Annotated in this window: 11 protein-coding genes; 8 read left to right on the top strand and 3 right to left on the bottom strand. The window is 45.2% G+C overall.

Features of this window, described 5'->3' with window-relative positions:
* The first annotated feature begins 26 nt into the window (after window positions 1-26).
* The 5 genes from hpsN to ACFW2W_RS22590 all read left to right on the top strand — a co-directional run bounded on the left by hpsN (window position 27) and on the right by ACFW2W_RS22590 (window position 5,492).
* Entirely contained in the window at window positions 27-998 is a 972-nt protein-coding gene (gene hpsN, locus ACFW2W_RS22610; protein ID WP_378183613.1) for a hormogonium polysaccharide biosynthesis glycosyltransferase HpsN, read from the top strand.
* A 111-nt stretch (window positions 999-1,109) separates the two neighbouring features.
* The gene (gene hpsO / locus ACFW2W_RS22605) at window positions 1,110-2,285 is read left to right on the top strand and encodes a hormogonium polysaccharide biosynthesis glycosyltransferase HpsO (protein ID WP_378183610.1); all 1,176 of its coding nucleotides are present in this window, start codon (window positions 1,110-1,112) and stop codon (window positions 2,283-2,285) included.
* 36 nt (window positions 2,286-2,321) lie between these two features.
* Window positions 2,322-3,497, top strand: coding sequence for a hormogonium polysaccharide biosynthesis glycosyltransferase HpsP (gene hpsP / locus ACFW2W_RS22600; protein ID WP_378183607.1), 1,176 nt, complete (start codon window positions 2,322-2,324; stop codon window positions 3,495-3,497).
* A 19-nt stretch (window positions 3,498-3,516) separates the two neighbouring features.
* Window positions 3,517-4,446: a Uma2 family endonuclease gene (locus tag ACFW2W_RS22595; protein WP_378183604.1), complete on the top strand. Its 930-nt coding sequence runs from the start codon at window positions 3,517-3,519 to the stop codon at window positions 4,444-4,446.
* Window positions 4,447-4,949: 503 nt separating this feature from the next.
* Window positions 4,950-5,492 carry a transposase gene (locus ACFW2W_RS22590; RefSeq protein ID WP_378183601.1) on the top strand — a complete coding sequence of 181 codons (543 nt, stop codon included), beginning with the start codon at window positions 4,950-4,952 and terminating at the stop codon, window positions 5,490-5,492.
* A gap of 203 nt (window positions 5,493-5,695) precedes the next feature.
* On the opposite strand, the gene chlG is transcribed toward ACFW2W_RS22590, so the two are convergent.
* The 3 genes from chlG to ACFW2W_RS22575 form a co-directional block, all read right to left on the bottom strand.
* Window positions 5,696-6,688 (bottom strand): chlorophyll synthase ChlG, encoded by a 993-nt coding sequence (gene chlG / locus ACFW2W_RS22585; RefSeq protein WP_378183598.1) that lies wholly within the window; start codon window positions 6,686-6,688, stop codon window positions 5,696-5,698.
* A 90-nt stretch (window positions 6,689-6,778) separates the two neighbouring features.
* On the bottom strand, window positions 6,779-7,876 hold the full coding sequence (locus tag ACFW2W_RS22580) for an ArsA family ATPase (protein ID WP_378183595.1): 1,098 nt from the start codon (window positions 7,874-7,876) through the stop codon (window positions 6,779-6,781).
* A 6-nt stretch (window positions 7,877-7,882) separates the two neighbouring features.
* On the bottom strand, window positions 7,883-8,077 hold the full coding sequence (locus tag ACFW2W_RS22575; protein WP_190410406.1) for a DUF2862 domain-containing protein: 195 nt from the start codon (window positions 8,075-8,077) through the stop codon (window positions 7,883-7,885).
* A 434-nt stretch (window positions 8,078-8,511) separates the two neighbouring features.
* Here ACFW2W_RS22575 and ACFW2W_RS22570 point away from each other — a divergent pair, with 434 nt between their 5' ends.
* From ACFW2W_RS22570 to ACFW2W_RS22560, 3 genes are read left to right on the top strand one after another with little or no spacing between them, the layout of a single operon-like run.
* On the top strand, window positions 8,512-9,357 hold the full coding sequence (locus tag ACFW2W_RS22570) for an ABC transporter permease (RefSeq protein ID WP_378183592.1): 846 nt from the start codon (window positions 8,512-8,514) through the stop codon (window positions 9,355-9,357).
* Window positions 9,358-9,402: 45 nt separating this feature from the next.
* Complete coding sequence (locus tag ACFW2W_RS22565) at window positions 9,403-10,776, top strand: ABC transporter ATP-binding protein (RefSeq protein WP_378183589.1); 1,374 nt, start codon at window positions 9,403-9,405, stop codon at window positions 10,774-10,776.
* Window positions 10,777-10,829: 53 nt separating this feature from the next.
* Window positions 10,830-12,176, top strand: a complete 1,347-nt coding sequence (locus tag ACFW2W_RS22560) for a hypothetical protein (protein WP_378183586.1) — start codon at window positions 10,830-10,832, stop codon at window positions 12,174-12,176.
* Window positions 12,177-12,196: the final 20 nt, after the last annotated feature.

The raw sequence follows: 12,196 nt of genomic DNA, 5'->3' as shown, positions 1-12,196 counted from the left end.
TCAATTGCATTTCGGAGCAATAAACCGTGAAGCCTTTGATTTCGGTAATTATCCCCACTTACGGACGTGAAGAACCTTTGCGAGACACGCTCAAAGATGTCTTGCAGCAAGACTACCCAGCCTTTGAAGTGCTGGTGGTCGATCAAACCGCCACGCACCAGCCAGAAACTCAAGCGTATCTTGAACAATTGGCAAACAGCGGTAAAATTCGCTGGTTTCGCGTAGATTGGGCAAGTTTACCGGGTGCCCGAAATTATGCGGTACGGCGGGCAGTTGGGGAAATTGTGTTGTTTCTCGATGATGATGTCCAGCTAAAGCCTGGATATTTAGAGGCTCATGCCCGCAATTATTTAGATCGCCCGGAAGTGGGTGCGGTGGCGGGGCGAGTATTTGACCGGATGAAATTGGAAGATTCCGGCAATAAGTTGACGATTGAGGATTTGCCAAAAGAAGCAATGGACCCTGGAATTGCCTGGTACCACATTGACTTAGTGCATACCGTAAAGCCGCAGCGCGTTCTCACTGCCAGAGGCTGCAATATGTCTTTCCGGCGAGAAATATTTACCAAGCACGGACTGGGGTTTGATGAGCGGTTTCGGGGCAGTGCAGTACGGGAGGAATCGGACTTTTGTCTGAGGTTACGACAGACTGGGTATCAAATTTGGTATGACCCCGATGCCGATTTAGTTCACCTGGGAGAAGAAACTGGCGGCTGTCACGATATTAGTACGCGATCGCTCAAATACCAACTCACCTTCTATCACAACCACTTCCTATTGGGCTTCAAAAACCTCACCCCAACTCAATGTCTGCGATTCTTTGCCAAGCTATTTGACTGTCACGTACTGGGGCATCCTCCATGCAACAAAAGCGGCTCCCCCTTAAAAGTTTTGACTCGCTTTGCTTCCTACACTTTAGGCTTTTTCAACGCACTTGGCACAGTTATCCAATCAAGTTGGGAAGACGGTCAAATTTACACTCGTCAAGATGGAATTTAAACGCAAAGAACGCAAAGTAAACGCAAAGAAAAATTTTCTCTGCGAACCTTTGCGCTTACCTTAGCGCTACGAGAGCGTTAAAAAAATATTTTCGCTACTAGGAGTTGCGCGATGAGGATTTTGGTTGCCAGTCACACTTATATCGTTGACCTCAACTGCGAGAAACTAAGGGCGTTAGCTCAACTGGAATCCGGAATTGAAGTAACTGTAGTCGTGCCGCGCCGGTGGCAGCCTGGGGGTGTCCAGAATAAGACGATTGAAACTCAGCTGCGTCAAGAAGGCTCTTTTCAAATCGTGCCAGTTTCTAATTTCAGCCAGAACAACCAGGGAATGCTCACCTTTGGGGCTGATCTGATTTCATTGTTGCGCCAGTTTCGACCCCAGATTATTCAAGTGGAACAGGGTTCAAAAGCTTTAGGTTATGCTCAGCTGATTACGCTCAATCGACTGTTGGGGCTTAAGGCGAAAAATGTGTTTTTTACCTGGTGGAACTTGCCCTACGAACTAAAATTTCCTGTTTCTATACTAGAAGCTTATAACCTACGACACACTCACGGACTGATTGCCGGAAATCAAGATGGTGTGGATATATTACAGCAGCACGGCTACCACGGCCCTAGCAAGGTGATGCCGCAGTTGGGTGTAGATGAAAGACTGTTCTCACCAACACCACAGCCAGAATTGGCAGCAAAACTGGGGATTCAACCGGATGAATTTGTGGTCGGGTTTGTGGGGCGGTTTGTGGAGGAAAAAGGGCTGCTGACGCTGTTGCAAGCGTTGACAGGCTTGCAGTCACGCCCCTGGAAATTGCTTTTACTCGGTCGCGGCCCATTGCAGTCGGTACTACTGGAACGGGCTGCTGAGGCGGGAATTAAAGATAGATTGATTTTGGTGGAAAGCGTTCCCCATGACGCAGTTCCCTGCTATATCAACCTGATGAATACTCTGGTGTTACCTTCGGAAACGACTGATAAGTTTAAAACTTTGACTGCCGCTGGTTGGAAGGAACAGTTTGGTCATGTGCTGATTGAAGCGATGGCTTGCCAAGTTCCTGTAATTGGTTCTGATTCCGGGGAAATTCCGCACGTAATTGGAGACGCTGGGTTAATCTTTCCAGAGAAGGATGTAGCAGCTTTGCAAAATTGCCTGGGGCAATTGATGGAACAACCAGATTTAGCCCAGAAGTTGGGTAAGCTGGGTTATGAACGAGCGATCGCGCAATATACCAATACTGCATTAGCCAAGCAGCAATTAGATTTTTATAAACAGTTAGTCAAGAGTCAGTAGTCCTTAGCAACTGACAACTGATACCTGACAAACAAGATGAAAATTTTACAAATTGTCCCTTCGATTTCTTTAGTTTATGGTGGCCCTAGTCAGATGGTTCTGGGGCTATCAGAGGCACTGGCGGCAGAGGGTGTGGAGGTGACGGTACTGACTACAAATAGCAACGGAGATGTCGGTCAGCCGCCTTTAGATGTGCCTCTCGACCGTCCGGTGGAACAAAATGGCTACCAGGTGCGTTATTTCCCCTGTTCCCCGTTTCGGCGCTATAAGTTTTCCCTGGATTTGTTGCGTTGGCTGGCTGCACACGCGGCTGAATTTGACTTAGCTCATATCCATGCTTTATTTTCGCCTGTAAGCACTGCGGCGGCGACTGTAGCCAGATATAAGCATTTACCCTATTTAATGCGTCCTTTGGGGACGCTTGACCCTGCCGATTTACGCAAGAAGAAGAGAATCAAGCAGATTTATGCGGCACTGCTGGAACGTCCCAATTTAGCAGGTGCGGCAGGAATTCACTTCACGAGCCTTCAAGAAGCTAAGATTTCCGAACGTTTTGGAACTTCAACACCGGATGTGGTGATTCCTTTGGGTGTAAAGCAGCCAATGATGCTTCCCAAAGGGCAAGCTAGAAGGCATTTTGGCATTTCGGAGGATCGGCTTTTGCTGCTGTTTATGTCTCGAATTGACCCGAAAAAGGGGCTAAATTTACTGATCCCAGCACTGGAAAAACTTTTAGAAGAGGGTGCTAATTTTCACTTTGTGCTGGCGGGTGGAAATCCGCAAGATCCAGCTTATGAGAACAAAATTCGAGAACAATTGCAAGCGTCACGTTTAGGCGATCGCACTACTATAACCGGATTTGTGACTGGTGAGTCGAAAACTGCTTTGCTACAAGATGCCGATTTATTTGTCCTCCCTTCTTACTACGAAAACTTTGGGATTGCTGTAGCAGAGGCGATGTGTAACGGCACCCCGGTGGTAATTTCTGACCAAGTTTATATCTGGGAGGAAATTCAACAGGCGGAAGCTGGCTGGGTTTGCGCCTGTGATGTGGATAGTTTAACTGAACAATTGCGCGATTCGCTGGCTGATGCTTCGGAACGACAGCGACGGGGAATCAATGCCCAAGAGTACGCTTTAAAAAATTACAGTTGGAAAGCGATCGCTCAAGCAACTATCAAAGCTTACGAGAAAATTATTATAAATAAGTAAAAACAAGTAGGGGGTTGGGATGATCTCTGGCGAGACAAGCTTGGAAATGCCCCAAAATACAACAGTTGTGGACTGGGAACCTCCCATGCCACCTACTGATTTAATTTTCGATGATGGTGAACCTTTGGAAAGTAATCGTCACCGTATTGGTATGAATGTCCTGATTCGGTCAATGTTACTTGCATTGGCTGACTGTGATGATTACTTTGCTGCTGGGAATATGTTTATTTACTACAGCAGCACTCAAGCACGAAATCGGGACTTTCGGGGACCTGATTTCTTTGTGGTGTTGAATGTGGATGGTCGCATCGATCGTCAAGGTTGGGTCGTGTGGGAGGAAAATGGTCGCTATCCTGATGTAATTGTGGAACTGATGTCACCTTCCACAGCACAGGTTGACACAAGTGTAAAGAAGGATATTTACGAGCAGATTTTCCGCACGCCAGATTACTTTGTGTTCGACCCATTCGATGCCAATTCTTTACAGGGATGGCATTTGGATGCTAATCAACAGTATCAGCCCCTGACACCAAATGAGCAAGGGTGGCTGTGGTGTCAGCGCTTAGGCTTGTGGCTGGGAACTTGGGAGGGGACGATAGAACGAGTTCCGGCTGTATGGTTACGCTTTTACAATCGGGAAGGCAATCTTGTCCCCCTACCAGAGGAGGCGGCGCAAGCTAGGGCTGATGCGGCGCAAGCTAATGCCCAGGCGGCGCAAGCTAGGGCTGATGCAGCGCAACAACAACTAGAAACCGCTCAACAGCAAGGTTTACAACAAGGTGCATTGCGGCAGCTATTGCGTCTGCTGACGACTCGTTTCGGGTTGGTTCCACCGGATGTAGAGCAAGACTTGCAAGAACTTGACCTAAATCAACTTGAAGATTTGGTGGAGGTAGCGCTGACGGTTAATTCCTGGGAGGAATTTGTCAACCGTTTATCTGAGAATTGAATCCAGTTTCAAGCGATCGCTAGAGCAACTATCAAAGCTTACCAACAAATTCTTACACGTAAAAGTAGGTTGGGTTGAGGTACGAAACCCAACATAACACTATATACAGCGCTTCCTGCTGTTATGAAGTACAGTTTATCCCCTCCCCGCTACCTCCTGTAACCTTTCACGACTAAGAACGTACCTCACAATAGCGGGAACTGCTGTATTTGTTGGGCTTCAAGTGCGTTCAACCCAACCTACTGTGAAGAATAATTGTAGCGGAACCAAACAAATGTTTTTTAATCAATAAGTTGGGTTTCGTGACTCAACCCAACCTACTAATAAACAGTCACGAAACCCAACACCTCAGCCTCAACTAAAAACAATTCAACTTAAGATAACAATGTTGTTGAGGATGACTTGAGAGTCTTGTTCACCAAAACCAAGACGCGCTAGTTCATACTCAGATCGTGTAGGTTGGGTTGAGGCAACGAAACCCAACACCCCATCCTCTTAACGCTATGCAATATCGTAGAGCCAAAATAGAAGGCGGCACCTACTTTTTTACATTAGTAACTCACAATAGAAGAAAATTTTTATGTATTCCTTCAAATATCTCCATATTAAGAAATGCTTTTAGAGAGATTATCAAAACGCATCCTTTTAAAATTGATGCCTGCGTTATTTTACCCGACCATCTACACTGTATTTGGACTTTGCCGGATGGAGATAGCGATTTCTCTACGCGATGGCGTTTAATCAAAAGTTATTTTAGCCGCAACTGCGAACCACAGTATCATCAAAAAGTTTCTCTATCCAGACAAAGTAAAAAAGAGCAATCAATCTGGCAACGCCGCTTTTGGGAACATCAAATTCGAGACGAAGAAGATTTTGCTAAACACATTGACTATATTCACTACAATCCAGTCAAACATGGATTAGTGAAAGCACCCAAAGACTGGGAATATTCTAGCTTTCACCGTTATGTTAATGCCGGAATATATGATGTATCTTGGGGTTCTGGGGAAGAAATATTATTTGATGTAAGTATAGGGCATGAGTAAGCCGGGGTTTGTTTTAATATCAATTCATAATAATTGTAGGTTGGGTAGAGCGAAGCGAAACCCAACAAATGTTTGTTAATCAATAAGTTGGGTTTCGTGACTCAACCCAACCTACTGTGAAGAATAATTGTAGTGGAACCCAACAAATGTTTGTTAATTAATAAGTTGGGTTTCGTGACTCAACCCAACCTACTAATAACCTACTAATAAACGGCATGACCTAATGCCAAACCAGCAACAAGCATTCCTAGAACTAGAAAAGGTTGAGCGCTTGCCTGATATTTCACATCATTTTTCAGGGGATCGCGGAGAAAATACATATCCTGAAAAGTGATTTGGGGGATGATGAGTAATATCAAGATTGCCGCATAAAGGTTTTGGTGGATGCTAATTAAATAAGCGGCAATTCCAGCTTGAAAGATATCGATCATCAGCACGCATATCCAGGCAGCCGTGCCAACACCAAACATCACCGGGAGCGATTGTAGACCGAGTTGGCGATCGCCTTCAACACTCTTGAAGTCATTCACCACCGCAATTCCCAACCCCGCCAAACTGTAGAACAGCGTCAGAAGCATAATCGTAGCGTTTAGCTCCCCAAACAGCGCGTGACCCGTCCACCAAGGCAGAGCAATGTAACTGGCACCCAGTGCGTAATTGCCCAGCCAGCCATTTTTCTTCAGCTTCAGCGGTGGCGCAGAGTAAATATAAGCCAGAAAAGTACCGCCCAAGGCAATGCAGGTGATGGTAGGAAAATCATGCCCCGCCCATCTATCTAAAACGTAGGAAAGTCCTAACCCTGCAAATAACAGTACCAAAATTTGCGTCACCACTTGGGGAACAGAAATGGCACCGGAAGGAATCGGACGGTACGGTTCGTTAATCGCGTCGATATCGCGATCGTAAAAATCATTTAAAGTTTGGGTATACCCAACTAAAATAGGTCCCGACAGCAGCATACAAGTAGCAGCTTTCAGAACATTTTCCAGCGTCCAAGTGTATTCACCCGAAGAAGCCGCACCGCAGACAACGCCCCAAATCAAGGGAATCCAGGTAATCGGCTTCATCAACTGCAAGCGAATTTTCCAGATAGAAGTCTCGCCAGGAGCGGCACCTTTCATGCCCAGAAGTTGCCGAGTTTTCGCACTGCGCTCAGATGGTTTGTTATCGGTTGTTTGTTGTTTGTCGGTTGTCATTTGCTAATGGGTAATAGGTAACGGGTAATGGTCAACGGGTAATGGTCATTATCAAGTACCCATTACCCATTACCAATTCTCAATGACCAATTAGAACGAAATCGCCAAGTAACTATTTTGAAATTTAGCGCCTTTGACGGGTTGACCGCTCAACTGGGGGGGTAACGAGATATTGCGCCGCTGATCTCCCGCTTCGATGGTAACTTCAGGGCCGTATTGGGTGAGTTTTACCTGCTTTTTATCAAAACCGGGCAAGAATAGACGTACCTGACGACCTGGAATGTCAATCTCGATAGGTTTGGGCAGCCCCGCTACTTGACGCAAATCCGGGAGGGCGTCTATTAGCGGTTGCCAGTCAGCCGGTGGGCAACTGGGAAGGGAACTGACGGCAAGAGGGGTAAAGTTTGCCGAAATGGCTTCTGTGACCGACTCTTGGTTGAGCAAGACGCCTCCCACGGTCAGCCCGACTTGTTGGGCACTGCCCCAAAAATACTGGGCAGTAGCAACAGCCGTTGGCGCACCCGTCGTCACCAAATAGGCGGCAACGCGGTTGGGGTCAGCGACTGCGGCTCTCCCTCGCTCCAGCAGATTGTTCACCTCATTCGTGGGCTGTTGGGCAAAGTTATCCCCAGTCCATGACACATTGAGAACAGCGCTGCTGATGGGTTGAATGAAAGGCGAAACTGTTCTCCACAGGTCGGAATCTTCTACCACTTTTCGGAACCGGCGAATATACCAGCTGAGTATCTCTGGCATCCCCAGCATCCGCAGGGTGGTTTGGTCGCCGCTGCCGTCGTAGATTATTACGTCGTACTTGCCACTGGCTTCGTACTCGCGGATGGCGTTGAGAGCCAGGGCGCTGTCCATCCCCGGCAATACGCCCAATTCCTGACCGTAGACATTTTTGAGCAGAGGCGTCCGCAGATACTGCGCCTCTAGTTTTTTGATATCTTCCCAGCTGCGTTCGAGTAGCACGGCAGACTGGAACTGTACTACCTGTAAATTTTGAGCCATTTCCTGGGGATCGGGGCTAGGGGACGCCCCCAGGAGCAATCCGAGAGTGGGGCCGGGATCTTGTCCGGCAAGTAGCACTCGCGCTCCCTTGTTTGCCAGTTGTTTGGCGGCGGCGATCGCGACTGTGGTGCGACCCGTGCCGCCTTTGCCCAAAAACGTTAAAATCAGGGCCATCTGTTCTTATTGTGCGGGTTTCAGTTCATCTTCAAAAAACCAAGTGGTCGAGTTGTCGTCAAATTGCACGACGACCCCAACGCCACTACCATCCGTCATTTTGTAGCCTTTGATGGTGCCGACTTTCCCCAGTTTATTAACAACAGCGGGAGAAACCCTGTCTCTGAGGCGGTATACTTTTACTTTCTGACCGATCTCCATTACTGCTCCGATGCAATGAACCATTCCGAATCATTCCACAGTTTAGGGCAAAACCTCAGAGATTGGTTTGATCGAGTGGTGGCGAACCGAAGGTCGTCCTCTTAGGACATCGCTTTCTTTTGGTTCAGATGTCCTCTCGTCAATACCCACAGAACGTATTTACACCCTTACTCGTTGCCCTGATACTTTGTCGCCATAGCACTAAAATGACCTTAAACTGCTACGCTTTACTCTTGCCATAAATCACTCGTAAAACTTCTGCTTGCATTGCGGCAGATTTCCTATATCATCTTTAACTTAATAGACTAGACTTGTTACAAAAGCAAACAAATGCCAAAAAGCGACAATGGGAACTCTAATGTTTGACTCAGCTTCATAGGAAAAAGTGGCTTCGTGCTTTGGTTGTGGGAGTGTAGCGGGATTTGTTGAAGTCAATGAAAGCAGTTGTTCGCAAGGCTGGCAGGGTGAGGCGTTGGCTTCCGGTTAATGACCTGTGGTGGGCAAAGCTGGATTTGTTGAGAACCCTAGTGCGGCGGGATTTGGAAGCGCGATATAAGGGTTCGGTGTTAGGCAATTTTTGGCCTTTAGTTAATCAGCTGTCGCAGTTGCTGATTTACACCTATGTTTTCTCAATTGTCTTGCAGGTAAAGCTGACTTTAAAGGGTTTGCCAGCGAACAATATTACCTATGGTTTATGGCTATTTGCGGGGTTGCTTCCCTGGATTGCATTTACCAGTGGGCTTACCCAAGCAGCGAGTTCGGTGGTGGGACAGCCAAACTTGGTGAAGAAGGTAGTGTTTCCGCTGGCGTTGTTACCGCTGGTGCCGATATTATCAGCATTTATTGAAAGTTCGCTTGGTCTGATGGCGTTGATTGTGTTGGTGGCGGTGTCGTCTGGAACTTTACACACGACGTTGGCACTGTTGCCTCTAATTTGGCTACCGCAGTTGTTGTTAACTGCTGGCTTGGGTTATTTGGTGGCAGGACTGACGGTGTTTTTGCGAGATATTCCTCAGACGCTGGGAGTAATTTTGAATCTCTGGTTCTACGTAACACCGATTATCTATCCAGCGTCAGCTATTCCGGAGAAATGGCGGGGATGGGTATTTTGGTTGAATCCAATGACAGCGATCGCAGAGGTTTATAGAGATTTGGTGCTAGTGGGAGAAATAAAACACTGGGGAGAGTGGAGTGTTGTAGCGATGGTTTCTCTGGTAGTGTTTTTTGCAGGGTTATCGCTATATAAAAGATTACGTCCGGCGTTTGCTGATGTACTCTAGGTTGTGATTGAGTCTGCAAGTTGTGGTGTTTGAAGCAGTGGCGTAATGAGTGAGATTGCAATTTCGCTGAAGAATGTTTCTAAGTGCTTTAAGCGCTATGCGCGACCTGTAGACCGCCTGAAGGAGTTGTTGTTGCCGGGAAAGAGCAGGGCAGATGAATTTTGGGCACTGCGTGATATTAACTTGGAAGTACCAAAGGGGCAAGCTCTAGGGATTGTGGGGCGCAATGGTTCTGGAAAGAGTACGTTGTTGCAGATTATTGTCAAAACGATAACACCGACTACGGGAGAGATAAGGGTCAATGGACGGATTTCAGCTTTATTAGAACTTGGCAGCGGATTTAACCCTGAATTTACAGGAAGACAAAATGTATTTTTTAACGGACGGCTACTAGGTTTAGAGCGAAAAGATATAGAAGCAAAATTTGATGAAATTGCTGGGTTTGCTGATATTAGTGATTTTATGGAGCAACCCGTTAAGACTTATTCCAGTGGAATGTTTGTGAGGCTAGCATTTGCAGTTGCTATTAGCGTCGAACCTGACATTTTCATTGTAGATGAGGCTTTAGCAGTTGGTGATGAAGCTTTTCAGCGAAAGTGTTTTGGACGTATTCAAGCTCTTCAGGAAAGAGGTGTAACAATCCTTTTTGTTTCACACTCAGCACCTTCAGTTATAGGCTTATGTAGCTCAGCAGTTTTAATAGACAAAGGAGAGAATCTACTAGTATCCACACCTAAGAAAGTAATTTCTAACTATCAAAAATTGATATATGCGCCTGTAGATGAAGCAGAAAAAATTCGAGAGAAAATTCGGAATGGGAGGCATTTTATAAAAAATGACATTGTATTAGAAGCTAGCCAAGAAGAATTAGAATATCTAAATTCAAGTCAAACTAAAGCTGTCGATGATTTTCATGAAACCTACGATCCGAACTTTATTCCAAAAAGCACCTTATCATATGTATCTTGTGGAGCGCTCATTGAAAAACCTTATGTTACTACTATAGAAGGTAGGCGAGTAAATGTTATAAAAAGAAGAAAAGAATACATTTATACTTACTCAGTAAAATTTTTAAAAAAAATACATGGAGTTAGGTTTGGAATGGTAATTAAAACGATTGAAGGATTTGAATTAGGAGGAGCAGCATCTCACTCAATAGATAATCCAATAGAATACATAGATCAAGGCAAAGAACTCCAAGTAAAGTTTAGATTTTACTGTTCTCTGCAACCAGGAGTATATTTTTTAAATGCCGGAATTTTGGGTAGGTTAAATCACTCCGAAGTCTTTATTCATCGTCTAGTTGATGCAGCAATGTTTAGAGTGCAGCCAGAAGAATCAGATACATCAAGATCGGGTTATGTAGATTTTTGTGTGGAATCACAAATTTTATCATTTAATTGTGTTATGGAAGAATAAAAAAATTACCTAAAATAATTGTTTGTTTAAATCCATTATTTATTCTCAATTTCATGCGGGAAAAAAAATTAAGGCAAATAAAAATCCCCGTCATTTACAGTTTTGCACGGTCTGGTGGCACATTAATCAATCGCTGCTTAGGATGTATATCTGGTAACATTATTCTTTCAGAAGTGAATCCTCATGCTTCACTTGTTCCGATTGAAGTTCAAGCACGTGACTGGTTTAAATTAGTTTCGTCTGGTAATTTTTCTGATTTCAGCAAGAAAACATACGCAGATAAAATCCGCTTACTAGCAGAGGCGGCGCGACAGCAGGGCAGCCACTTAATCATCCGTGATTGGACAACTATAAACTTTTTAGATAGAGCAAGTGATGATATTTATGCGCCGAGTATGCTTCTGGAGCAAGAACTATATCTAGAGCAATATGGATTTAATATCTATCCTGTAATGTTAGCACGTCGGTCTGCTGATGTTTATGAATCCTTGACACGCACTTTCAAACATTTACGAAATTTATCAATCAAAGAATTTGGAAATTGTTACCTGGCTTATGTGCAGAAAGTTTCAACATATCCATTATTTCACTATGAAAGTTTTTGCCTGGAGCCAGAAAAAGAGTTGAAACGAATGTGTGATGTTCTTGGTGTCAACTATAGTGATACTTTTGTAACTGAATTTAGTAAATTTACTTATTGTACGGGAGATAATACTTTACCTAAACCATCTAGAGGCGGTCAAATAGGCAAAATAACTGTAATGGAAAGTAACCAAGGAGCTGAGTCCTACATTGCCGCGACTCTAGATGAAAATTGTCAGCAAGCAGATAGGTTGTTGGGCTATGAAAATATGGAAATTGAAAAACAAGTCGATGCTTTTTGGAGAATAGTTGAGGTTCGCGACCAAGCGCTTACAAAAGCTAACGATCTAAGACATCAGACTCAGGTAGAATTGGAGCGAATCCAGTCTCGGCTCCAGCAGACTCAAGCTGAGTTAGAGCGATCGCAGTCTCATCTGCAACAAAGCGACGCCGACCGTGCCGCCCGTTTAACGCTAATCGAACAATTGTCTGAACAATTGCAGCAAAGCGAAGCTGACCGCGCCGCCCGTTTAACAGCAATTGAACAATTGTCTGAACAATTGCAGCAGGCTCAGGTGGAACTGGCGCTATCGCAGTCTCAACTCCAGCAGATTCAAACGGAATTAGCGCAATCTCAATCTCAACTCCAGCAGACTCAGACGGAATTAGTGCTATCACAGTCTCAACTCCAGCAGACTCAGACGGAACTGACCCAGTCGCAGACTATCATCCAAGCAATGGAGGACAGGAATTTATGGAAACTTCGGACAATAGTAGTTCGACTAAAGAAGGTAATTGGGTTGCCAACAGACGCCTGAGCTGGAGCAAACACAATTTC

The sequence above is a fragment of the Coleofasciculus sp. H7-2 genome (assembly GCF_042747725.1).
GTDB lineage: Bacteria > Cyanobacteriota > Cyanobacteriia > Cyanobacteriales > FACHB-T130 > FACHB-T130.
The sequence above is the reverse complement of the archived record's forward strand: the minus strand, read 5'-3'. Positions and strand labels throughout refer to the sequence as shown.

What these genes read in the sequence shown, in the direction of transcription:
- ACFW2W_RS22590 (WP_378183601.1), top strand. Translation starts at nt 4,950, where the DNA reads ATGCAATATCGTAGAGCCAAAATAGAAGGCGGCACCTACTTTTTTACA.
- ACFW2W_RS22575 (WP_190410406.1), bottom strand. Translation starts at nt 8,077, where the DNA reads ATGGAGATCGGTCAGAAAGTAAAAGTATACCGCCTCAGAGACAGGGTT.
- ACFW2W_RS22560 (WP_378183586.1), top strand. Translation starts at nt 10,830, where the DNA reads ATGCGGGAAAAAAAATTAAGGCAAATAAAAATCCCCGTCATTTACAGT.
- ACFW2W_RS22580 (WP_378183595.1), bottom strand. Translation starts at nt 7,876, where the DNA reads ATGGCCCTGATTTTAACGTTTTTGGGCAAAGGCGGCACGGGTCGCACC.
- hpsP (WP_378183607.1), top strand. Translation starts at nt 2,322, where the DNA reads ATGAAAATTTTACAAATTGTCCCTTCGATTTCTTTAGTTTATGGTGGC.
- ACFW2W_RS22570 (WP_378183592.1), top strand. Translation starts at nt 8,512, where the DNA reads ATGAAAGCAGTTGTTCGCAAGGCTGGCAGGGTGAGGCGTTGGCTTCCG.
- chlG (WP_378183598.1), bottom strand. Translation starts at nt 6,688, where the DNA reads ATGACAACCGACAAACAACAAACAACCGATAACAAACCATCTGAGCGC.
- hpsO (WP_378183610.1), top strand. Translation starts at nt 1,110, where the DNA reads ATGAGGATTTTGGTTGCCAGTCACACTTATATCGTTGACCTCAACTGC.
- ACFW2W_RS22565 (WP_378183589.1), top strand. Translation starts at nt 9,403, where the DNA reads ATGAGTGAGATTGCAATTTCGCTGAAGAATGTTTCTAAGTGCTTTAAG.
- ACFW2W_RS22595 (WP_378183604.1), top strand. Translation starts at nt 3,517, where the DNA reads ATGATCTCTGGCGAGACAAGCTTGGAAATGCCCCAAAATACAACAGTT.